Here is a 23,093-nt window from a genome sequence, read left to right as displayed (position 1 = left end):
CTGGGGGACTGCGGAAGGCCATATTGTAGGAGGGTGTGGCGGAGCCTGCAGGCGAGGATTTTTATGCAGCCGCATCCCTCACACGCCGTTGCGGCGTGGGCGAGGCGAATCAGAACGCCGGCAAGTATTCCGGCGGATGCGAGCGCAGTTGCTCCCGGGCCTCACGAAACTCAGGAAAGATCGACTCCACCGTATCCCAGAAGCGCGGGCTGTGGTTCATTTCCTTGAGGTGCGCGAGCTCATGCGCAACCACGTAGTCGATCAAGCTCAGCGGGAAATGCACCAGGCGCCAGTTCAGACGGATCTTGCCGTCGGCGGTGCAGCTTCCCCACCGCGTGGCAGCTGAAGACAACGCATACGCGCTGTGCCGCACACCCAGGCGCTCGGCATACACCTCAAGTCGTTCGCCGAAGAGGCGTCGCGCCTGCGTCTGCAGCCAGCCTTGTACGCGGTCCTTGATCTGCTGCTCGGTGGTGCTGGGCGGCAGGCCCAGGTGCAGCATGCTGGTGTCGGCATCGAACATCAACGCGCCGATCGGCGACTCCAGCTTGAGCGTGATCGTTTTGCCGAGGAACGGCAGCCCGGCGCCGTCCTGCCACTCCATGGGCGGCAGCATGCGGCGTGCGGCGTTCGCGCGCCATTCGGCCAGCTTGGCGAAGATCCACTTCTGCTTTTCGGCGATGGCGTGTTCGATTTCGGCGAGTGTGACCCAGCGCGGTGCCGTGATCGACAAGCCGCGATCATCGATGACAAAGCCGATGGTGCGCCGCGACGAACGCTTGAGGTTATAGATCAGCGCACGCTCGCCCAGCGTCAGGCGGCGCTGATTGGGGCCGAGCGGTGCGGTGGAAAAGTCGAGTGCGGGCGGTGCGAGGAGGGATGCGTCTGGCGACTGCGATGGCGACGGGGCTTCGGGCGCGAGCAGCGGCAGTTCAAGCTGGACGCTGTCGGCGGTGGTGGGCGAAGTCGGTGGGCGCAGCAGTTTCATGCGTGCTCGCGGTAGCTATCAGCGTCGATTCTACGCATTTCTGCTTCGATCCACGCTTCGACTTCGCGGTTGAGTTCATCGCTGGTCTTGCCGGCGCTCGATATGGCTGGCCCGACCGACAGCGTGATCAAGCCCGGGTGCTTCAGGAACGAATTGCGCGGCCACACGCGGCCGGAGTTGTGCGCGATGGGGATGACCCATGCGCCGGTATCCACGGCAAAGCGCGCACCGCCGCTCTTGTAGCGCGGCTTCGGGTCGCCGGAGCGTGTGCGCGTGCCTTCGGGAAACATGATCACCCATGCGCCATCGGCAAGGCGCTCCTTACCCTGGCGCGCGACGGAAGCGAACGCATTGGCGCCGTCCTTGCGGTTGATGTGCACCATCTTGAGCATGCCGAGTGCCCATCCGAAGAACGGCACATACAGCAGCTCGCGCTTGAACACGTAGCACAGCGGGCGCGGCATGGTCGCAACATAGGCCATGGTTTCCCACGCCGACTGATGCTTGGAAAGCAGCACCACCTGCTTGTTGGTGGCGACGGCTTCCTCGATGTTCTCCCAGCCCTGGTATTGCCAGCGGATGCCGAGCAGCCCGCGCGCCATCCAGATGGCGGACTTCGTCCAGCCGGACACCATCCAGAAACGGCGGTGCGGGTTCATGAACGGAAAGACGATGAAGCAGGCCACCGCGTAAATCGGTGTCCAGACGATCAAGAAGACCAGGTACAGCAGCGAACGGATAAAAGTCATCGGGGGCGCATTGGGGGCGAATTCAAGGGGCGCGCGTGGGCGTGCCCTGGGGCGCAGGGGACAGCAGCGCACGCGCAAACGCACGCAGGTCCTCATGAATCTGGGTGCCCGGGGGCAGGTCTCCGGCATCGCGGGTCTTGGCGCCCTTGCCGGTCAGTACGAGGTGAGGAACGGCGCCGACTTCGACGCCGGCTTGCAGGTCACGCAGCGAGTCACCGACCACCGGCACGCCCGTGAGGTCCATGTCGAACCGGCGAGCGATCTCGCGAAGCATGCCGGACTTGGGCTTGCGGCACTCGCACGCATCGGCGGCGGTGTGCGGGCAGAAGAAGACGGCATCGACGCGCCCGCCGTAGGTGGCGAGCGCCTTGTACATCTTCTCGTGCATGGCGTTGAGCGCGGCGGCCTCGAACAGGCCGCGCCCGATACCCGACTGGTTGGTTGCCACCACCACCTGGTAGCCGGCCTGGTTCAGCTCGGCAATGGCTTCCAGGCTGCCGTCGAGGGCAATCCATTCGTCTGGCGACTTGATGAACTGGTCGCTGTCGCGGTTGATGACGCCATCGCGGTCGAGGATCACCAGTTTGGGAACATGGGGCATGGTGGGCTCCGAACGGTGCTTGGGGTGCCGATCAGGCGGCCAGCTTGGAGATGTCCGCGACGCGGTTCATCAAGCCGTGCAGTTCACCCAGCAGCGCGAGGCGGTTGTCGCGCAGCGCGGTGTCCTCGGCCATCACCATCACGCCGTCAAAGAAGGTGTCGACTGCTTCGCGCAGGCCAGCCAGCGTCTTGAGCGCGGTGGTGAAGTCGCCGCGTGCGAAGGCATCGTGTACCTGCGGCTCCGACGAGGCCACGGCCTGGTGCAGTGCGCGCTCGGCGTCTTCCTTGAGCAGTTGCGGCTGCACTGCACCGATGGCCACGTCGGTCTTCTTCAGGATGTTGGTGATGCGCTTGTTGGCGGCGGCCAGCGCTTCGGCCTGCGGCAGGGCAGCAAAGGCGCGTACGGCTTCGAGGCGCGCGACGATGTCGTCCAGGCGCTGCGGGCGCTGGCTGACCACGGCTTCCACCTCGTTGGTGCTGTAGCCCTTGTCCTTCAGGTAGCCGCGCAGGCGGTCGTACAGGAAGTCAGTGATCGCGGCCAGGTCGGGCTTGACGGCCGCGATGCCGTCGAAGCTGGCGGCGGCAATCTGCAGCGCATCGTCAATCGTGAGCGTGAGCGGCTTCTCGATCAGCATGCGCAGGATGCCCAGCGCGTGGCGGCGCAGCGCGAACGGGTCTTTCTCGCCGGTGGGTTGCAGACCGATGCCCCAGATGCCGACCAGTGTTTCGAGCTTGTCGGCCAGCGCCACCACGGTGCCCGTGGCGGTGCTGGGCAGTGCGTCGCCGGCAAAGCGCGGTTGGTAGTGTTCTGAGCAGGCCAGCGCCACGTCGTCGGGTTCGCCATCGTGGCGGGCGTAGTACGTGCCCATCGTGCCCTGCAGCTCGGGGAACTCGCCCACCATGTCGGTCAGCAGATCGGCCTTGGCCAGCAATGCGCCGCGCGAGGCGTGTGCGACATCCGCGCCAAGCTTCTCGGCCAGTTGGCCCGCGATGGCCTGCAGGCGCGATACACGCTCAAGCTGCGTGCCGATCTTGTTGTGATAGACCACGCGCGAGAGCAGCGGCACGCGGTCGGCCAGCGGCTTCTTCTTGTCCTGCTCGAAGAAGAAGCGCGCGTCGGCCAGGCGCGGACGCACCACGCGTTCGTTGCCTTGAATGATGGCCTCTGGCGTGCTCGTGGCGATGTTCGAAACGATCAGGAAGCGGTTGCGCAGATGGCCCTGTGCATCGGTCAGCGCAAAGTACTTCTGGTTCGTCTGCATGGTCAGGATCAGGCACTCCTGTGGCACGGCGAGGAACGCTTCCTCGAAGTGGCAGGGGTAGACCACGGGCCATTCGACCAGTGCGTTCACTTCATCCAGCAGCGCTTCGGGCATGACCACCGTATCGGCGCCGGCGGTTTTGAGCAGCTCGGCGCGGATGGCTTCCTTGCGCTTGCCATAGCCGGCGATGACTTTGCCCTGCGATTCCAGCGTGCTCGCATATGACGTAGCGTCTTGGATGACGATCTCGCCGGCCGACAGGAAACGGTGGCCCAGCGTCACGTTGCCCGATTGCAGGCCGAATGCGCTGACGGGGATGATTTCGCTGTCGAGCAGTGCGATCAGCTTGTGGGCTGGGCGCACGAACTGAACGTTCTCACCGTTCGGGCGCTGATACGTCATCACCTTCGGGATCGGCAGGTTGGCGATGGTCTGCGAGAGTGCCGTCTGCAGGCCGTCGGCCAGCACGGCGCCGCGCGCGGTATAGCGATAGAACAGCGCTTCGGCCTTGCCGTCAGGCGCGCGTTCGAGCGATTCCGGGGCGATGGCGTCCACGCCCACGGTCTTGGCCAGCGCAGCCAGCTTCTTGACGAGCGGCGCGGCGGGCTTGCCCTCGGCATCGAAGGCGATGGTCACGGGCAGCACCTTCTCGCGCAATTCGCGATCAGGCGCGGTGCGGCGCACGCCGGTGATCGATGCGGCCAGGCGGCGCGGCGTGGCAAAACCTTCCACGGCGGCGCCCTCTTCGAGCAGGCCTTGCGCCGACAGACCGTCAAACAGGCCGCGCGCAAACGCCTCGCCCAGGCGGGCCAGCGCCTTGGGCGGCAGTTCTTCGGTCAGCAGTTCGATCAGGAGGGTGGACATAGCGTTTGAATCGGTGACGTCGTTGTTCTGCGCCGCTTGGTGTTCAGATCAGTTGCGGCGGTACGTTGTGTTGTTCAGCTCAGTATTCAGTGATCAGCAGGGCGAGCCGGGCACGGGTTCCACGCCCGAGAGCAGCCACACGCCGTTCTGCTGCTGGAACTGCAATTGCGTGCCGGCGCACTGGCCCGGCGGCGGTGGCGGTGCAATCGGCGCGGGCGTGGTGCCGGGCGCGGCAGCATCGCGGCGCAGGAAGCGGGCTGACAGCAAGCCGCGTCGCGCGTCGTAACGCACCTCTTGCAGCGTGCCGGATACGTTGAATTCCAGACGACTCGGCAATTGCCCCGCCGAGCGGAACACGCGCGCACGGCGCTGTGCCTTCACGCCCGAGCCTTGCCACTCCACCCACGTGAGCGGGAAGCGCAGGGCCGTTGCATACGTGCGCAACGGCACGCGATGCCAGCCGAGGTCACGCGCGCCGGACAGGTCGCAGGCCATCGTGCGCACCAGGCTCGTCCACTGATCGAGCGATGGCGGAGGCGGTGTCCAGGCCGTGTTCAGCGCTTGCTGCAGCGGCTTGGAATCGGCCACGCAAAGCTGCGTCAAAGTGTTGGGCACGACGAAAACCTTCTCCGTCGATGCCGCCTTGGACGTGCGATGCCGTGCCGCTTGTGCAACGCTCGCCGGTAGCGCCAGCGCGGCGATGGACGCTGCGGTCAGCAGCGCCAGGCCACGCCGTGCTCGGTTGGCCGTCATGCGGCCTCCGTGGTCTTGGCGGCGGCAGCGGCCGTGCCGCACATCGGGAAACCCAGGCGTTCGCGTGAGTCGTAGTAAGCCTGCGCGACCAGACGCGACAGGTTGCGGATGCGGCCGATGTAGGCCGCGCGCTCCGTCACCGAAATCGCGCCGCGCGCGTCCAGCAGGTTGAAGGTGTGGCCGGCCTTGAGCACTTGCTCGTAGGCGGGCAGGGCCAGCTGCACGACAGGTGCGTCGCCCTCGGCAGCAGCTTCGCCTTCTGCGCGCACGCCCATCAGGCGCTTGGCTTCGGCTTCGTGCTCGGCAAAGCGGCGGAACAGCACGGTCGTGTCGGCCTGTTCGAAGTTGTAGGTCGATTGCTCGACCTCGTTCTGGTGATAGACGTCGCCGTAGGTCAGGCGGCGCTTCACGGGGCCGTTCGGGCCCGGCTCTTCCCACTCCGTCCAGACCAGGTCGTAGATGTTCTCGACCTGCTGCAGGTACATCGCCAGACGCTCGATGCCGTAGGTGATCTCACCGGTCACGGGCTTGCAGTCAAGGCCGCCGACTTGCTGGAAGTACGTGAACTGCGTGACTTCCATGCCGTTGAGCCACACCTCCCAGCCCAGGCCCCAGGCGCCGAGCGTTGGGTTTTCCCAGTCATCTTCGACAAAGCGGACGTCGTTCTGCTTCAGGTCCAGGCCCAGCGCTTCCAGCGAACCGAGGTACAGGTCGAGGATGTTTTCCGGCGCCGGCTTGAGCACCACCTGGTACTGGTAGTAATGCTGCAGGCGGTTTGGGTTCTCGCCGTAGCGGCCGTCCTTGGGGCGGCGTGACGGTTGCACGTAGGCGGCACGCCAAGGCTCCGGGCCGATCGCGCGCAGGAAGGTGTGCACGTGCGACGTACCGGCGCCGACTTCGAGGTCGATCGGCTGCAGCAGGGCGCAGCCCTGGGCGTCCCAGTACGACTGCAGCTTGAGGATGAGTTGCTGGAAGGTGAGCATGGTGGAACCCGTTGGTCCGCGGCGGCACGGAACGTGCGTTGCACCGCGCGACGGTGGAATGCAGCGGCGGGCACGAGAAGCGCCTGGCTCCGTGCCCGCCGTAAAACATTGAATTTTAGCGTTTTTTGTCAGCGACTCCGGAAAGTGGCTCGAAAGCCCTCCGGACGCTGAACGATCAATCTGCCGATGCCCGGCGGCGGCGCACAAATGCCACCAGCAGAACCAGCGCACCCAGGCACAGCGCAGGCGCGTTGCCGGCCCGCACGAATGGCGTCAAGCCCTGCATGCCTTGCACGTCGGTCTGCAGTGTGCCAAGCGTGAAGACGGGCAGGCGCGCCTGCACGCTGCCGTCCGGTCGCACCACGGCGGTCGCGCCCGTGTTGGTGGCGCGCAGCATCGGACGGCCCGTTTCCAGCGCGCGCATGCGCGAGATCTGCAGGTGCTGGTCCAGCGCGATCGTGTCGCCAAACCACGCAAGGTTCGTCACGTTCGCGAGCATCGTGGCGGGCTGGTCCGCATGCCGCAGCGAAGCGGCAATCTCCTCGCCAAACAAATCCTCGTAGCAGATGTTGGGCGCGACGCGCTGATCGGCCACCGCCATTGGCGGCTGCACGGGCAGGCCGCGCCGGAAGTCGCCCAGCGGCATGTTCATCATGTTGACGAACCAGTGGAAACCGAAGGGGATGAACTCGCCGAAGGGCACGAGGTGGTGCTTGTTGTAGCGGTACACGCCCTGGAATTGCGGGCCGATGCCGAACACGCTGTTGGTGTAATCGACGCGCGAGTCCTCGCTGGCGGCACCAAAGAGCACGCTGGAGCCGGTGGTATCCACATAGGTGCGAATGGCCAAGGCGATGTCCTGCGGCATCTCCTGGATCATGATCGGGAAGGCCGTCTCGGGCGTGACCACGAGTTGCGCGGGCCTCTCCGTGACCATCTTGGTGTATAGCTCCAGCGAGCGCTCGATGCCGGTCTGCTGGAACTTCACGTCTTGCGGCACGTTGCCCTGCAAAAGACGTACGGAAATGGGCTTGCCCACCGGCTGCGTCCACGCAACGCTGTGCAGCGGCCAGCCGGCCACCAGCACGAGCGCGCCCGCAATGCCCGCCAGCCAATGCAGGCGGCGTTCGGCCGCGACACACAGCAGGCCGGCCAGCACGGCGGCGATCAGCACGATGCCGTAGACGCCTACCAGCGGCGCGTAGCCGGCCAACGGGCCATCGGTGTGCGCGTAGCCGCCGTTGATCCAGGGGAAGCCGGTCCAGACCGTGCCGCGCAGCCACTCCGTGACGGCCCATGCCGCGCCAAACACCAGCGCGGATGCGGCGCCGGACCACCGCCCGCGTCGCGTCATCCACTGCCATGCCCACACCGCCAGCGCCGGATGCAGCGCCAGATAGCCAGCAAACAGCAGCACGGCCAGCGCGGCCATCCATGCCGGCATGTCGCCGTAGACATGCATGCTGATATAGAGCCACCACACGCCCGACAGGAACCAGCCGAGCCCGAATGCGTAGCCAACGTACGCCGCATCACGCAGGCGCGGCGCGCGCTGCACCAGCGCGGCAAGCCCCGTCAGCGAGAGGATCTGCAGCCACCACCAGTGGTTCGGCGCGAACGACAGCGTATGCATGACGCCAAGCAGCGCTGCCATTGGCATCGCAAAACGTAGCCGCGCGAGCGGCACAGCTGGGGCGTCCTGCCGACGGGACGGTGCGGCAGGGGAAGAGAACTGAGCGGGCACGGAGGGATCAGGCGGGGTGGGAACCAGAGGTGTCGGCCGTGGCATTGCCGCCGGCCGGCGCGGTGAGGCGGCGCACGAGCAGCACCTGCACTTGGCGCGCATCGGCGCGCAGCACGTCGAACTGCAGCGTGCCCATGACGATCTTCTCGCCGCGGTGTGGCACGCGGCCCAGGTGATTGGACAGCAGCCCGCCCACGGTATCGACGTCTTCGTCGGAGAAATGCGTGCCGAAGGCTTCGTTGAACTGGCTGATTTCGGTCAGCCCGCGCACCCGCATGTGGCCATCGGCGGTCGGCAGGATGTTGTCTTCTTCCTGGTCGAAGTCGTATTCGTCTTCGATGTCGCCGACGATCTGCTCGAGCACATCTTCGATGGTGATGAGGCCGGCCACGCCGCCGTATTCATCGACGACGATGGCGATGTGGTTACGGTTGACGCGGAAGTCGCGCAACAGCACGTTCAATCGCTTGGATTCAGGGATGAACACGGCCGGGCGCAGCATGTCGCGCACATCGAAGCCTTCGTCCGTATAGAAGCGCAGCAGGTCTTTGGCGAGCAGGATGCCGATGATGTTGTCGCGGCTGCCCTCGTATACGGGGAAGCGCGAATGCGCGGCTTCCTGCACGAACGGGATGAATTCGGACGGCGCGTCGGCAATGTTCAGCGCGTCCATCTGTGCGCGCGGAATCATGATGTCGCGCGCGCACAGGTCTGAGACCTGGAAGACGCCTTCGATCATCGACAGGGAGTCGGCGTCGATCAGGCTGCGCGCATGGGCGTCTTGGAGGATTTCGAGCAGCTCGGCCCGCGATTCGGGCTCGGGCGAGATGAGGTCGGTCAGGCGTTCCAGCAGCGTACGGGGTTTGTCGGCTGGCTTCGGACTGGGATACGGATCATTCATGGCGCGGTCGCGCGTCGTTAAACATCGGCCCAGCATACACCAAAAGCCCTGCCGTCCCGATGACGCGGGGTGGCCGCCCGACCTCCGGAAGTGCCTTTTATTTCACATCCGGAGGCCGGGTTCGGGCGCGTTAAGGACGGACCTTCTGCCGAAGGGGGAGCGGTCAGTCGCGTCCGCCGTCGCCGCCGCGTTGCTGGCCGTTGCCGTTCGTGTTGCTGCCATCGTTGCCTTGATGATTGTCGTTCTGGCCCGGGCCGCCGTCGCCCTGACCATGATGCTGGCTGTGCCCGCCGGAGTCGTCGCGTTCGCCGCCGCGATCGTGGTCACCGCTGCGGTTGCCGTCGCCGCCATGATCGTGGTCACCGCCGTGGTTGCCGTCGCCGCCATGGTCGTGATCGCCACCACGGTTGCCGTTGCCGCCATGGTCGTGATCGCCACCGTGGTTGCCGTTGCCGCCATGGTCGTGATCGCCACCGTGGTGTCCGTCGCCGCCATGGTCGTGGCTGCCACCGTGATTGCCATCGCCGCCATGGTCGTGATCGCCGCCGTGATGACCGCCGTGGTCATGATCGTGGTCGTGATCATGGTGGTGCCCGGGATGGTGATCGCCTCCGTGGCAGCTTCCGCACGGCGATGGGACTGGCGATGGGCTCGGCGTTGGCGTTGGGACTGGCGTCGGCGTCGGCGTCGGCGTTGGTGCAGGTGTGGGCGTCGGTGTCGGTGTCGGTGTCGGTGTGGGACTCGGTGTCGGCGACGGTGTCGGTGTGGGACTCGGTGTCGGCGACGGACTCGGCCCGGGGCTGGGTGTTGGGGCCGGAGTGGGGCTGGGGCTGGGCGATGCGCCAGGTGCCGGTGCCGGTGCCGGTGTGGGACTGGGCTTGGACGGCGGCGTGTTGTTGCCGTTGGGTGGTGGCGCGTCGTTGTTGCTCGTCGGCGCGGTTGCGGCAGGTGCCGGGTCCGCAGGATGCGAATTGCTGTGATACCGGCCCAGGGTGCTCGCGCCGCCGTAGGCCGTCCAGCGTCCGGCGATTTCCATGTCGACGCCCGCGAGCCAATGGTCGCCTGTGGCACCGACGCCCACCAGTGCCTTGCTGCTCGCAAAGTCGTAGCCGCCGCCAATGAGCGCCTGCACGCTCGTGCTGCCCACCACCGCCTGCACGCGCGGCCGGATGGTGCCTTGCGCGACCATCAGGTTCACCTCTGCGCCGACCACGTTGTTGCTGTCCGAAATGTTGACCGTACGGCAGCCGACCACCGCGCCCGGATGCCACGCGCCGTCAAAGACGACGACGATGCCCGCATAGCACGATTGCTTGTGATCAGCGTGTGCGATGCGCGGCGTGACCGCGAGCGCCGTGCCGACACCCACGCCAACCAGCAGCGTGGCCCACGGAATGCTGTCCATGAAGCGTTGACGCATGATGACCTCCCCGCGTGGCCTTGCCCGTCTGTGCGCGGGCTGGCCGATGGCGCTCGTTTGCGCCGAATTCGTGAAGCGCGCTCGAGCGGCGGCTTATGCGTGGAGGATAGAAATCGCTACGGCAAAACCCATGCGCCATACGGAGAGCGGCGAGGGTCCCGGATGGCCGACGGCCTGTGCGATGTGTATGCGCGATTCGAACGGCGCAAGCCTGCGCCGAATGGCGGAGGAAAACCCGTAAACCGTTGTCAGGACTGGTTTTTTCTTAATGCGGGTTGATTCAGTGTTGAAACGGCATGCTGCAAGAAAGGAACATCCAAAAGCAAAACGCCGGCGCGAGGCCGGCGTCTGAACATCAAGCGTGTGGCGCTTTAACGATCTGCGTACGGATCGGCAAAACCCAGGTCGCGGAGGATCTGCGTTTCGATGCCTTCCATTTCCTTTGCATCGGCGGCGTCTTCGTGGTCGTAGCCCTGGGCGTGCAGCGCACCGTGCACGATCAGATGCGCGTAATGCGCGAGCAGCGGCTTCTTCTGTTCCTTCGCTTCCTTTTCCACCACCGTGCAGCACAGCACGATGTCGGCGGAGACCGGGTCTTCGGCGCTCTCTGCGTAAGAGAAGGTCAGTACGTTGGTGGCGTAGTCCTTGCCACGGTAGGTGCGGTTGAGCGTGCGGCCTTCTTCTTCGCCGACAAAGCGCACGTTGAGCTGCGCATCGGCAAACAGGGCGGGGGCGATCCACGCCTCGATGTCCTGCTCTTTGGGCAGCGCCTTGCGTGCGGCGGCCTTGAGTTCGTCGCCGTACTGCACGGTCAGGTCGAGCGTGAGCATTTGAGCACCGTCGAACGTGTCGTCGAGGTCTTCGGTTCGCTCGGTTTGTACCGGTTCTGCTTCAACGCGAAGCGTGATGCTGTCATGGTGCTCGGGACGCAGCGACAGCATGGCATTCGTGTTGGTGTCCGAATGCTCCGCGACGAGCGTGATGGCGCCATCGGCAGTGTCGGGCACGCTGATGATCAGGCTGCGGCCGTCGGCGAAGGCGATGCGCAGGGCGCTGGCATCCAACGTCTTTGGTTTGCCCTTGGCGTCGAACACGTCGACACGCGGGCCGGTGGCTTCGGGTTGGGTCTTCTTGGTTTTGGTTTTAGCTTTGGCCACGGTCAGGCGTCCTTGTGCTGTGCATGGAATTCGTCATAGGCCTCGACGATGCGGGCCACCAGCGGGTGCCGCACTACGTCGACGCTGGTAAAGCGCGTCATCGCCACGCCGCGCACGTCACGTAGCACGTGCTGCGCTTCGATCAGGCCGCTCTTCTGGCCGCGCGGCAGATCGATCTGCGTGGTGTCGCCGGTGATCACCGCCTTGGAGCCGAAGCCGATCCGCGTGAGGAACATCTTCATCTGTTCCGGCGTGGTGTTCTGGGCTTCGTCCAGGATGATGAAGGCATGATTGAGCGTGCGCCCGCGCATGTAGGCCAGCGGTGCGATCTCGATCATCTGGCGCTCGAACATCTTCTGCGTCTTGTCGAAGCCGAGCAGGTCATACAGCGCGTCGTATAGCGGGCGCAGGTACGGGTCCACCTTTTGCGCGAGATCGCCCGGCAGGAAGCCCAGGCGTTCGCCGGCTTCCACCGCCGGGCGCGTCAGCACGATGCGCTTGATGGCGTCGCGCTCCAGCGCATCCACCGCGCAGGCCACGGCCAGATACGTCTTGCCCGTACCTGCCGGGCCGATGCCGAACGACAGGTCGTGCGAGAGGATGCTGCGCAGGTACGCACGCTGCATCGGGGTACGGCCATGCAGATCGGTGCGCCGCGTGTGCAGCACCGGCGACAGATCATTGCCGTCCGGCTCGTCGGCGCTCGATTCCGGCAGGTAAGCACCATGTGCGGCGACCTGGCGGGTTTCCACCAGGCCCAGCTGGATGTCGTCCACCGACAGCGGTTCGCGCGCGGCGTTGTAGAACGTCTCCAGCGCGTTGGCCGCGCCTTGTGCGTTGGCGCCGCGCACCGTGAACTTGCTGCCGCGCCTGTTGATGGTCACATCCAGCGCCTGCTCGATCTGACGCAGGTTTTCGTCCAGCGGCCCGCACAGGTTCTGCAGGCGCGTGTTGTCGTTCTTGGGCGCTGTGAATTCTGCGATGGTGGGTTTCATCAAGTCGGGTCGTGTTGATGATCAGTGGGTTGCGCTGGCCATACGCTGTTCCGCCACTTCGCCACGCAGCGAATGCGGGAAGGCGTGCACGATGCGTACGTCGAGCATCTGGCCGATCAGCTGCTCGCGGCGCGCCTGCGGCAGGTCGGGCAGCGCAAAGTTGACGACGCGGTTGTTCTCGGTGCGGCCGTGCAGTTCGGTCGGATCCTTGCGCGACGGGCCTTCCACCAGAATGCGCTGCACGCTGCCGACCATGCCCTGGCTGATGCGCGCTACGTTTGCTTCGATGGTCGCCTGCAGATGTTTCAGGCGTTCGAGCTTGACGGCCTGCGGCGTATCGTCGGGCAGGTTGGCGGCCGGCGTGCCGGGGCGCGGGCTGTAGATAAAGCTGAACGACGTGTCGTAGCCGATCTCGTGAATCAGGTCCATCGTCTTGGCGAAATCCGCATCCGTCTCGCCCGGAAAGCCGACGATGAAGTCGGTGGCGATCGAGATGTTCGGCCGGATCGCGCGCAGCTTGCGGATGCTGCTCTTGTATTCGAGCACCGTGTAGCCGCGCTTCATCGCCATCAGGATGCGGTCGGAACCGTGCTGCACGGGCAGGTGCAGGTGGTCGACAAGCTTCGGGTTGGTGGCATAGGCCTCGATCAGGCGGGAGCTGAATTCCTTCGGGTGGCTGGTCGTGTAGCGGATGCGCTCGATGCCCGGAATCTCGGCCACGTATTCGAGCAGCAGCGCAAAATCCGCCCGCTCGCTCGTGTCGCCCATCTTGCCGATGTACGCGTTCACGTTCTGGCCGAGCAGCGTGACTTCGCGCACGCCCTGTTCGGCCAGGCCGGCCACTTCGGCCAGCACATCATCGAACGGGCGCGAGACTTCTTCGCCGCGCGTGTACGGCACCACGCAGTAGCTGCAGTATTTCGAGCAGCCTTCCATGATCGACACGAAGGCGCTGGCGCCATCCACGCGCGCGGGCGGTAGGTGGTCGAACTTTTCGATTTCGGGGAACGACACATCGACCTGCGACCGGCCCGTGCGGCGGCGCGCTGCGATCAGGTCGGGCAGGCGGTGCAGCGTCTGCGGACCGAACACCACGTCTACGTAAGGAGCGCGCGCCACGATGGACGCGCCTTCCTGGCTGGCCACGCAGCCGCCCACGCCGACCACGAGGTCCGGCTTGAGCGCCTTGAGCGCCTTGACGCGGCCGAGTTCGGAGAACACCTTCTCCTGCGCCTTTTCGCGCACGGAGCAGGTGTTGAAGAGGATCACGTCCGCATCTTCGGGCGTGTCGGTGGGGACGAGACCTTCAGCCGCGTTGAGCACGTCGGACATCTTGTCCGAGTCGTACTCGTTCATCTGGCAGCCGTAGGTTTTGATGAAGACTTTTTTCATGTGCCGTTCACAGTGGTTGACCTGGGGGCACGTGCTTCGTGGGGTGTTCTGACTACTGGGACTGCGTTTGCGCCTGACTTTGCGCAGCCACCGCAGCCTTGTAATCGTCATCGCTGACAACCCAGGCGGTCAGCAACTGCTGATACAGGTCGAGCTGATAGCGCACCTTGAACGTCTGGCCGACCACCGAACCCGGCGGCAGCAGGCGCCCATCCAACGACAGAATCCGCACGCCCGGGGCGAAGCGGACGTCGGCGCTGCTACTCCCAAAGCCCAACAGCAGGATGCGGACGATGCCGGTGCTGCCGGTACTCAGCGTGCCGGCGTTGGCCGAATTGACGGTCAACTGGGCCGCCGGAGCCGTCGCCGGAACGTTGCGCAGCACCTGCGCATGAGACAGCAACGGCGCCGATGCCGCAGCAACGGCAGCAAAGGCGAGGGCGAGGACTTGGCGTCGGGTGCGCATGGCGTCATCAGGAGAAAGCCACCGCCGGGTGAGCGACCCGGCACACGAAACACGAGACAACCCGATATTGTAGCGTTCCGGGCAGAACTCTTATAGCGCTTCGGCAATCTTGGCGGCCAGCGCGACACCGCTCAGGAACGCGGCCTCCACGCGTGGGCCTTCGCACCAGTCACCGCAGGCACCGAGGCGCGCGGCCGCGTCCCAGTGGCAGGGCATGCCGGCAGACTCCTCGACCAGCGCGTGCGGCCACATGTGCGCGGCCATCAGATCGGGCTCCGGCGTACCCGGGAAGGCTTCGGCAAAGCGGGCGTGCATGGCGTGCAGCACCTGCTCCGGTGTGTCCATAGCATGCGCAGCCGACCAGCCCGGCGACGCATGCACCACCCAGGATTCATCGACCATGACGCGCCCCGGCTTGGTGTTGTCGCGGGCGGCCCAGGCCAGCATGTCGTCGTCGATGCGGATGCCGTCATATGGCAAATCCAGCGGTTGCGCAAAGCCCATCATCAGCGCCCAGCATGGGGCGTAGTGCACCGGGGCGATGGCTTCCTGCAGCGACGCCGGCGTGGCGCCATGAAACAGCGCCGGTAGTTCGGGCGCGGGCAGGGCCAGCGCGATGATGTCGGCGTGGGTGGCGTCCGTGCCATTGCGCTCAATCGTCCAGCGCCGGCCATCGTGCGTCACACGCGTGACGGCGTGGCCGAAGCGCACATCCAGCGGCGCGGCCAGGCTGCGCACCAGCGCGCCCATGCCGGGCAAGCCGACGTAGCGGGCTTCGTCGCGTGAATCGGCTTGCAGGGCGTCGGCCGTGCGATGGCCCCAGCGCGCGGGCCAAGGCAGCACCGAGCCCTGACGGCCAGCGGCATCCACCGCGCGGCGGAAGGCCTCGCTGCGCACGTTGAACGACTGCGCTCCGTGATCGAACGCATACGCGGGGGCGGACTCGGGCAGCACCGTGGTGGCCAGCCGGCCCCCGACCCCGCCCGAGCGCTCATAAACCGTGGTGGCAATGCCTTCCGCGGCAAGCGCGTTGGCACAGGCAACACCGGCAATGCCGGCTCCGACGATGGCGATGGAAGGCTGGCTCATGGATGTGACGTAGGTGCGGAGCGGAGAATCCGGGAATCGGCGCGCAAATCGGCGCGTAACAGTCCGCCATGATATCGGGTGTCGCCCCAATGAAAAACGCCACCCGGAGGTGGCGCTTGCGATGTAGCAATTCTGCGGCTTAGAACTTGTAACCCACCGCCAGCCCGAACACGATCGGGTCGACCTTGATGTCGGTCTTGTTGACCGCCAGCACCTGGCCTTGCTGGCTGCGGATCGTGATGGTGGAGGTCGTCTTCAGCGGCAGGTACGACACCGTGCCGATGGCGGTCCAGTTCTTGGCGAACTCATACGACACGCCCACGTTGGCGACCGGCGTCCAGGAGCTGGACGTTTCTGCCGTCACCTTGGCCGGGCCCGTCGGAACCTGGCCCATGCCAAGCTGCAGCACCTGCCCCAGGTTCTGCAGGCCGTTGACGAAGTTCTGGTTCAGCCTCAGGTTGGTGAAGAAGTTGTAGCTGACACCCGCGCCGACGAAGGGGCGCAGCTTGCTTTCCTTGGTGCCGAAGTAGTACTGCGCGACGATCGCCGGGCTCCATTCGCGCACGGTGGCGACCGGGTTGTTCTGCGGCAGGCCCAGGTTGATCAGCGTCAGCGGCCCCACCACCGGCACCGGCGCGATCACATTGCCGCTGCCATACAGGTTGAACTTGGGCGGCACGCCACCCACGAACGTACCGGCGATGTTGTCGGTAAAGAAGTGCGTGAACGTGAGCGACAGCGTATTGGCGTTACTGACTTTCACGTCAGTTCCTGGCGACTGGTAGGTGCCGAGACCCAGCGCGCTGGTGGTGGTGGTCAGGGGCGTGGCCGAATCCATCGGACGGATGTAGAACCAGCCCAGTGCCATGACGTTGCGGCCCCAGACGTAGTTGTCCATGAAACCGCTGAAGCCGCCACCACCGCTGCTGATGCCACTGCCGCTACCGCTGCTGGCGCTTGCAGCCACGTTGGCCTCTGCGGTGGATTGGGCGTGAGCCAGGGGGGCGGCAAGGGTGCTGGCGGCAGCGCAGGCAAGGGCTGCAGCAAGGCGACGGGCGGTGCGGTTCATGTGGTTGTCTCTCTGGATTGGATTGTTATCACGCCTTGGTGTGGCGATTTGTGTTTCCGCAGCATAACGCAGCGCTTTTGTTCGGTTGCGCTGCGATGATCGAAGTTTTCCTCTAGCGTGTACGCACGCAACAAGGGGTTTCCCCTAGTCTCGTTTCATACTCTCCACCGGTCGGCGGAGCCTTGGCCCACAACGGTCTCCGGGCTGCTGTCTAAAATTTGTATTCCGGATTTTTAGGGTTGAAAGTCTGGTCGTTCCAGGTCTTGCGCGTCACGCTCTCAATGACGATTTTCTCGACCTGATTGCCCGATTCATCCCACGCTTCTTCAATGCGCACCCACGGGTTTTTGAGGTCGAAGTACAGGCGCACGCGCTTGGCGTAGAACGTGGGCGGTCCGCTTGGCGCATCCCAGGTCAGCCGCAGCATGCGCTCACCGTCTTCGGTCACCATTTTGGCTTCACTGAACTTGCCGCTGCCGCCGGCTGCCACGTGGGCACGTCCGTCGCGTTCGAGCGTATCGACGATGAACTGCAGCCCAAGCTCCCGCGCCGTGTGGTTCGACTGTGATCTGGCCAGCGAGCCATCCAGCGCACTCCAGATCGACACGAAACCGACGAGCCCGCCCAGGTGGCCGTACATCTCGTCCTTGCGCACGGTTTCGTCGTAGATGATCTCCTGACCGGCGTGCGCCCCGCCCTTGAGCCAGCGCGCGTAGACCTGGCGCGGTGCGTTGCGGTAACGGATGAGCATGAGTGCCGGCTGGCTCTGCCACTGGTCTTTCACGCGTTCCTGGCGGCGCATGCGGTATTCATATTCGGGCAGCTTGGCCACTTCGCCCTTGAGCCAGCGCACCAGCGTTTCGGGCTTCATGGCTTGCGCCATGGCGAGGACATCTTCGTCAGACCAGCCCGCGAACGCGTTGGCGTGGACCTGGCTGCCGAGCCAAGCCGTCTGCCTGGCGATGTCCATGGCGGCAAAGCTGCCAATGGCCGCCGATTGCGATGTAGCCGTTGGTGCGGCTGCCGCAGGTGGGGAAGCATCCGACGTGGCAGGCTGGGCCCAGGCGTGTGCGGAGCCTGCCAGCACCGTGGCCAGGGCGAGGGTACGCAAGCGCATATGAGTCTCCGGTGTTGTTGTTATTGCTGCGCGTGCGCGCGGGCGCGCTTGATGTCCGGATCGGCATCGCGCAGCTCGCGGCGCAGGATCTTGCCTACCGTCGACTTGGGCAACTCTTCGTGGCGGAACTCGACGATGCGCGGCATCTTGTAGCCGGTCAGATGGGCGCGGCAGTGTTCGAGCAGCGCGGGCTCGGTCAGTGCGCCGGTGCGCGGCACCACGATGATCTTCACGCGTTCGCCGGCCACCGGGTCGGGCACGCCAATCGCCGCCACCTCCAGTACTTCGGGGTGCAGCGCCACCACGTCTTCGATCTCGTTCGGGTACACGTTGAAACCCGAGACCAGGATCATGTCCTTCTTGCGGTCGATCAGGCGGATGTAGCCGTTGGCGTCCATCACGCCGATGTCGCCGGTCGAGAACCAGCCTTCAGCGTCGATGGACTTGGCGGTTTCTTCCGGGCGTTGCCAGTAGCCGCGCATGACTTGGGGCCCACGCACCTGCAGTTCGCCGGGCTCACCCAGCGGCGCGATCGTGCCGTCGTCGCGCTTGAAGCGCACTTCGGTGGATGGCGCGGGCAGCCCGATCGTGCCGCTGAATTCGGTCACGTGCGGTGGGTTCATCGACACGACCGGCGAGCACTCCGTCAGCCCGTAGCCTTCAACGATGGTATGGCCTGTCACCTCTTTCCAGCGCTGCGCAATCGCGCGCTGCACTGCCATGCCACCACCGATGGTGATCTTCATGGCCGAGAAATCGCGCTTGGCGAAGTCGGGGTCTTCCAGCAGCGCATTGAACAGCGTATTCACACCGGCAATGCCCGAGAAGCGCTCGTTGCGCAGGATGAAGATCACGCGCTTGGTGTCACGCGGATTGGCGATCAGGATATTGCGCCCGCCCAGCGTCATGAACATCAGCAGGTTCACCGTGAGCGAGAAGATGTGATACAGCGGCAGCAGCGTGACGTTGGTTTCCACGCCGCCGTTGAGCATGCTCTTGGACCACTCCTCCGCCTGCAGCAGGTTGGCGATGATGTTGCGGTGCGTGAGCATCGCGCCCTTGGCCACGCCCGTGGTGCCGCCGGTGTATTGCAGGAAGGCGATGTCTTCCGGCGCCAGTTGCACCGGTTGCATCGCGCGTGAGGCGCCTCCGGCCAGCGCATCGCGCAGCCAGACCGGCGAGGGCAGCTTGTACGGCGGAACCTGCTTCTGCACGTGGCGCATCACGAAGTTCAGCGCGCGGCCCTTGAGGTTGAGCCCACCGCCCATCAGGTCGCCAATGCCGGTGATGACGATGTTGCGGATCTGGCTGCCGGGCAGCGCCTGCTCCAGCGTGCGCGCGAAGTTCTCCAGCACGACGATTGTCTGCGCGCCGGAATCGCGCAACTGGTGCGCCAGCTCCGGCACCGTGTACAGCGGGTTGACGTTGACGACGATGGCGCCGGCCAGCAGCGTGCCGAACAGGCACACGGGGTACTGCAGGCTGTTGGGTAGCATGATCGCCACGCGGTCGCCCTTCTTCACGCCGCGCGATTGCAGCCATGCCGCAAACTGCTTGGCCTGGCGTTCGCATTCGTCGTAGGTCATCTCGGTGCCGACACTCACGTAGGCGACGCGCGTGCGGTACTTCTCCACCGATTCACGAAACACCTCGGCCAGCGAGTGATAGCGATCAGGGTTGATTTCGGCGGGCACGCCCTCGGGGTACGACTTCAGCCAGATGCGGTCGGTAAGGCTGTTGCGGTCGGCAACGGTGTTCATGGTGTCTCCGTCCATGAAAGACGCGGCGTGGTTTTGTTATGTGCCGCGCGGGTTTTTGAATCTTGATAGACCCAGGCCGTTCCCGTTATTCGGCCCGAGCGGTTTAGTGCGAGATCGTTTCGGGGCGCTCCAGAATGGCAACGACGCCTTGTCCGCCCGCAGCGCAGATCGACACCAGCCCGCGTCCGCTGCCGCGCTGCGCCAGCATTTTGGCCAGCGTCGCGACAATGCGCCCGCCCGTGGCGGCAAAGGGATGGCCCGTGCCGAGCGAGCTGCCATTCACGTTCAGCTTGCTGCGGTCGATGCTGCCCATCGGGGCGCTGCGGCCCAGTTTTTCGCGGCAGTATTCGGGCGATTCCCAGGCCGCAAGCGTGCACAGGACTTGCGCGGCAAAGGCTTCGTGGATCTCGTAGTAATCGAAATCCTGCAGCGTGAGCCCCGCGCGTTGCAGCATGCGCGAGACGGCATAGGCAGGCGCCATCAAGAGCCCTTCGTTCTGCTCCGGCGTGCCGCTGAAGAAATCGACGGCAGCCGTATCCGCGCAGGTCATGTAGGCGAGCACGGGCAGGTTGTGCGCGCGTGCCCAGTCTTCGCTGGCAAGCAGCACGCACGATGCGCCATCGGTGAGCGGCGTGGAATTGCCGGCGGTCATGGTGCCGGCCGCGCTGCGGTCAAACACCGGCTGCAGCTTCGCCAGTTGCTCGAGGGTCAGGTTGCTGCGCAGGTTGTTGTCGCGATCAAGCCCCAGGTGCGCGGTCATCAGGTCGGTGAAGAAACCGCGCTCGTAGGCGGCCGTGAGGTTGTGGTGGCTGCGCAGGGCCAGCGCATCCTGGTCTTCGCGGCGGATGCCCCAGCGCTTGGCCATCAGTTCGCAATGTTCGCCCATCGACAGGCCGGTGCGCGGCTCGCTGTTGCGCGGCAGCAGCGGACGCACGAACATTGATGGCCGCAGGCCGGCCAGCGCTTTGACGCGCGCGCCGGTGGACTTGGCGCGATTGGCCTCCAGCAGAATCTTGCGCATCTTCTCGTTGAGCCCAACAGGCGCATCGGAGGTGGTATCCGTGCCGCCGGCAATACCCACGTCGATCTGCCCCAGCGCGATCTTGTTGGCGACGAGGATGGCGGCTTCCAGCCCCGTGCCGCATGCCTGCTGGATGTCGTACGCGGGTGTCTGCTTGGCAAGCGTGGTTGAGAGCACCGTTTCACGCGTCAGGTTGAAATCGCGCGCGTGCTTGATGACGGCGCCGGCCACGACTTCATCCAGGCGCTGGCCGTGGAGGTTGAAGCGGTCGATCAGGCCCTGCAGTGCGGCGGTCAGCATCTGCTGGTTCGATGCCGTGGCGTAGGCCGTGTTCGAGCGCGCGAACGGAATGCGGTTACCCCCGAGGATGGCGACGCGGCGCACCTGCGCGTTGACGAGCATGAATTCAGTCTCCCGTGTTTTCTTGTGGTGCTTGCGGCAGCGTCAGCATGCCGCGCAGATAAGGTTTGTCGCCCGTGGCGTTGCGCACTTCAAACGCGCGGCCGGGAGCGGCTTCGTTGCCTTGCCACAGCGTCGCTGCGCCTGGCAGGGATAGCGGCGTTTTGAACTCGGCTACCACTTCGCCCTGGGTGAGCGGTGCCGCCGGCAGCAGGGCGGCCAGCGCACGCGCCTTCGTCCACATGCCGTGGGCAATGGGGTGCGCGAAGCCGAACAGCTTCGCGCCGATGTTGGATACGTGGATGGGGTTCCAGTCGCCCGACACACCGGCGTAGCGTCGGCCGGTATCGGCAGGCACATCCCAGTGGCCGATGGGCGACAACTCCTGCGCATTTGGCAGCGCGATCAACGGTGCGCCCTGCGGAGAAGACACCCCTACGCGCAGGTAGGTGGAAAGCGATTCCCATATCACCGCACGGCCCCTGATGACGGCCGTCTCAATAGCGAACGCCTGCCCCCGTGCATGGTGGAACAACCGGCGGGGGCGTACTTCCACGCGCACGCGCTCGCCAGCCTGCAGAGGCTGGTGCTGGCGGATCGTGTTGCACAGGTGCACCAGGCCAATCACCGGATAGGGAAACGCCGATTCCGTCATCAGCATGAGTTGCAGCGGAAAGCCCAGAAGATGCGGATACGTCATCGGCACGCCATGCGCGGGCGAGAATCCGCACACCGTTGCGTACTGGGCGATGTGTTCCGCTTCGAGCGGCACTTCCTGCCGTACCAGGGTGTGGCGCGGCAGCGGGCCGCCGCGCTTGCCTTTGCGTTGCGACAGCAGCGCGCGCCAGGCCAGTGCACCCGGCGACGGCGGCTCGGTCACCAGCGTCTGGGTGGCGATCATCGGAAGGGGCAGGGCGAGCGAGCGCATGGTCGCCTCAGGCTCCGAGCAGGCTTTGCCCGCACACGCGCACGATGTTGCCTGTTACGCCGTTCGACGCGGGGTTGGCGAACCACGCAATCGTCTCGGCCACGTCGACCGGCTGACCGCCTTGGCTCATCGCGTTCATGCGGCGGCCGGCTTCACGGATGGCAAACGGCACGGCCGCTGTCATCTGCGTCTCGATAAAGCCCGGCGCAACGGCGTTGATGGTGATCCCGCGTTCTGCCAGCAACGGTGCGCCAGCCTGCACGAGGCCGATCACGCCAGCCTTGGACGTCGCATAGTTGGTCTGCCCCAGGTTGCCCGCAATGCCGCTGATGGACGACACACACACGATGGCGCCCCCCGCAAGCAGCGCATTGGCCGCAAGCAGCGCGTCGTTGATGTGCAACTGCGCGGTGAGGTTGATATCCAGCACACTGCGCCAAGCGGGTTCGGTCATGCGGGCGATGGTCTTGTCGCGCGTGATGCCGGCGTTGTGCACGAGGATGTCGATGCCGCCCAATGCAGCAAGTTGCTGCGCGAGCAGGGCGGGCGTTTCCGGTGCGGCAATGTCGTAGGTCATTGCTTCACCGCCGATTTCCTGGGCGACGGCGTTCAGTGCTTCCTGTGCGGCGGGCACGTCCAGGCATAGCACGCGTGCGCCATCTCGTGCCAGCACGTGCGCAATGGCTGCACCGATGCCGCGCGAGGCGCCTGTCACCAGCGCGGTGCGCCCGGCCAACGGTTTCTGCCAATCCACCGGCACCGCTGCGGCGCGATGCACGCGCACCACTTGCCCCGATACATACGCCGAGCGCGCCGACAGCAGAAAACGCAGCGTCGACGCGGCTACGTTTTCCGCACCCTCTGCCACGTAGACGAGCTGCGCTGTGCAGCCGCGCCTGACTTCCTTGCCCAGCGAGCGCGTGAGCCCTTCCAGTGCGCGCTGCGCGATCGCTGCCTCCGGCGTCTTGCAGTCTTCCGGCGGACGGCCGATCACGACCACGCGCCCACAACGGCCGATGGCCCGGACGCCATCGTGGAACACGTGATACAGCGCATCGAGCCCGTCGACCGTCGCAATGCCCGTGGCATCGAAGACGATGCCGCCAATGCGGTCAAACGCGTCGCCGTCCTTGCCCGTGGGCGCGACAAAGCGGCCCGTGATCTGCCCGTGCCGGTTGGCGGCGCCGAGCCATTCCGGATCGCTTTCATGAAAACGCGTGGGTACGCCGGTCTCGGCAAACAGCGCGGCGAGCGTCTCGCGCATGGAGCCGCCCGGCGCCGCGCCCATCAGGAACGGCCCGACAAATTCCGGTTCCCCCGGCACATAACGGCGCAACGGCACCGGCTGCGGCAGGCCAAGGTTGGCCGACAGCCACTTGCCGAAACCGGAACCGACGAAATCGAGGTACTTGTCTTGCATCGTTGTTGTTGTCGTT

General features: G+C 65.4%; 20 protein-coding genes. All 20 read right to left on the bottom strand.

Annotated elements, in window-relative coordinates; all coding sequences use genetic code 11:
- Nucleotides 1–109: 109 nt before the first annotated feature.
- The 20 genes from ACTJK6_RS06660 to ACTJK6_RS06565 all read right to left on the bottom strand — a co-directional run bounded on the left by ACTJK6_RS06660 (nt 110) and on the right by ACTJK6_RS06565 (nt 23,077).
- Nucleotides 110–988 carry a M48 family metallopeptidase gene (locus ACTJK6_RS06660; protein ID WP_260803053.1) on the bottom strand — a complete coding sequence of 293 codons (879 nt, stop codon included), beginning with the start codon at nt 986–988 and terminating at the stop codon, nt 110–112.
- The gene (locus tag ACTJK6_RS06655; protein ID WP_232041979.1) at nt 985–1,737 is read right to left on the bottom strand and encodes a lysophospholipid acyltransferase family protein; all 753 of its coding nucleotides are present in this window, start codon (nt 1,735–1,737) and stop codon (nt 985–987) included. The genes ACTJK6_RS06660 and ACTJK6_RS06655 overlap by 4 nt, the downstream gene beginning before the upstream one ends.
- Nucleotides 1,738–1,759: 22 nt before the next feature.
- The gene (gene gmhB, locus ACTJK6_RS06650; RefSeq protein WP_024976609.1) at nt 1,760–2,338 is read right to left on the bottom strand and encodes a D-glycero-beta-D-manno-heptose 1,7-bisphosphate 7-phosphatase; all 579 of its coding nucleotides are present in this window, start codon (nt 2,336–2,338) and stop codon (nt 1,760–1,762) included.
- A 31-nt stretch (nt 2,339–2,369) separates the two neighbouring features.
- Entirely contained in the window at nt 2,370–4,463 is a 2,094-nt protein-coding gene (gene glyS / locus ACTJK6_RS06645; RefSeq protein WP_440838582.1) for a glycine--tRNA ligase subunit beta, read from the bottom strand.
- Between the two features lie 93 nt (nt 4,464–4,556).
- Nucleotides 4,557–5,216: a hypothetical protein gene (locus tag ACTJK6_RS06640; RefSeq protein ID WP_433866322.1), complete on the bottom strand. Its 660-nt coding sequence runs from the start codon at nt 5,214–5,216 to the stop codon at nt 4,557–4,559.
- A complete protein-coding gene (glyQ, locus tag ACTJK6_RS06635) occupies nt 5,213–6,199 on the bottom strand; it encodes a glycine--tRNA ligase subunit alpha (protein WP_027678179.1) in 987 nt (328 codons plus the stop codon). The genes ACTJK6_RS06640 and glyQ overlap by 4 nt, the downstream gene beginning before the upstream one ends.
- A gap of 175 nt (nt 6,200–6,374) precedes the next feature.
- Nucleotides 6,375–7,886, bottom strand: coding sequence for an apolipoprotein N-acyltransferase (lnt, locus tag ACTJK6_RS06630; RefSeq protein ID WP_440838796.1), 1,512 nt, complete (start codon nt 7,884–7,886; stop codon nt 6,375–6,377).
- Between the two features lie 64 nt (nt 7,887–7,950).
- On the bottom strand, nt 7,951–8,844 hold the full coding sequence (locus ACTJK6_RS06625) for an HlyC/CorC family transporter (protein WP_232041983.1): 894 nt from the start codon (nt 8,842–8,844) through the stop codon (nt 7,951–7,953).
- 163 nt (nt 8,845–9,007) lie between these two features.
- Nucleotides 9,008–10,264 carry a hypothetical protein gene (locus ACTJK6_RS06620; RefSeq protein WP_440838581.1) on the bottom strand — a complete coding sequence of 419 codons (1,257 nt, stop codon included), beginning with the start codon at nt 10,262–10,264 and terminating at the stop codon, nt 9,008–9,010.
- Nucleotides 10,265–10,635: 371 nt separating this feature from the next.
- Nucleotides 10,636–11,421, bottom strand: a complete 786-nt coding sequence (ybeY, locus tag ACTJK6_RS06615; protein WP_322017724.1) for an rRNA maturation RNase YbeY — start codon at nt 11,419–11,421, stop codon at nt 10,636–10,638.
- A 2-nt stretch (nt 11,422–11,423) separates the two neighbouring features.
- Complete coding sequence (locus ACTJK6_RS06610) at nt 11,424–12,416, bottom strand: PhoH family protein (protein WP_232041986.1); 993 nt, start codon at nt 12,414–12,416, stop codon at nt 11,424–11,426.
- Between the two features lie 21 nt (nt 12,417–12,437).
- Complete coding sequence (gene miaB / locus ACTJK6_RS06605) at nt 12,438–13,808, bottom strand: tRNA (N6-isopentenyl adenosine(37)-C2)-methylthiotransferase MiaB (RefSeq protein WP_322017722.1); 1,371 nt, start codon at nt 13,806–13,808, stop codon at nt 12,438–12,440.
- Nucleotides 13,809–13,860: 52 nt separating this feature from the next.
- A complete protein-coding gene (locus tag ACTJK6_RS06600; protein ID WP_440838580.1) occupies nt 13,861–14,274 on the bottom strand; it encodes a hypothetical protein in 414 nt (137 codons plus the stop codon).
- A gap of 90 nt (nt 14,275–14,364) precedes the next feature.
- A complete protein-coding gene (locus ACTJK6_RS06595) occupies nt 14,365–15,363 on the bottom strand; it encodes an NAD(P)/FAD-dependent oxidoreductase (protein ID WP_440838579.1) in 999 nt (332 codons plus the stop codon).
- Between the two features lie 139 nt (nt 15,364–15,502).
- Nucleotides 15,503–16,432, bottom strand: a complete 930-nt coding sequence (locus ACTJK6_RS06590; protein ID WP_440838578.1) for an OmpW/AlkL family protein — start codon at nt 16,430–16,432, stop codon at nt 15,503–15,505.
- A 211-nt stretch (nt 16,433–16,643) separates the two neighbouring features.
- Nucleotides 16,644–17,549 carry a DUF1571 domain-containing protein gene (locus tag ACTJK6_RS06585; RefSeq protein ID WP_440838577.1) on the bottom strand — a complete coding sequence of 302 codons (906 nt, stop codon included), beginning with the start codon at nt 17,547–17,549 and terminating at the stop codon, nt 16,644–16,646.
- 20 nt (nt 17,550–17,569) lie between these two features.
- Complete coding sequence (locus ACTJK6_RS06580; RefSeq protein WP_440838576.1) at nt 17,570–19,309, bottom strand: AMP-binding protein; 1,740 nt, start codon at nt 19,307–19,309, stop codon at nt 17,570–17,572.
- A 103-nt stretch (nt 19,310–19,412) separates the two neighbouring features.
- On the bottom strand, nt 19,413–20,732 hold the full coding sequence (locus ACTJK6_RS06575) for an acetyl-CoA C-acetyltransferase (protein WP_440838575.1): 1,320 nt from the start codon (nt 20,730–20,732) through the stop codon (nt 19,413–19,415).
- 4 nt (nt 20,733–20,736) lie between these two features.
- Nucleotides 20,737–21,657, bottom strand: coding sequence for a MaoC/PaaZ C-terminal domain-containing protein (locus ACTJK6_RS06570; protein ID WP_260780196.1), 921 nt, complete (start codon nt 21,655–21,657; stop codon nt 20,737–20,739).
- A gap of 7 nt (nt 21,658–21,664) precedes the next feature.
- The gene (locus tag ACTJK6_RS06565) at nt 21,665–23,077 is read right to left on the bottom strand and encodes a 3-oxoacyl-ACP reductase (protein WP_440838574.1); all 1,413 of its coding nucleotides are present in this window, start codon (nt 23,075–23,077) and stop codon (nt 21,665–21,667) included.
- Nucleotides 23,078–23,093 lie beyond the last annotated feature (16 nt).

Source organism: Ralstonia sp. 22086 (assembly GCF_052045975.1).
Taxonomy (GTDB): Bacteria; Pseudomonadota; Gammaproteobacteria; order Burkholderiales; family Burkholderiaceae; genus Ralstonia; species Ralstonia wenshanensis.
Note: the sequence above shows the minus strand (reverse complement) of the source record. Positions and strands in the feature narration are given on the sequence as shown.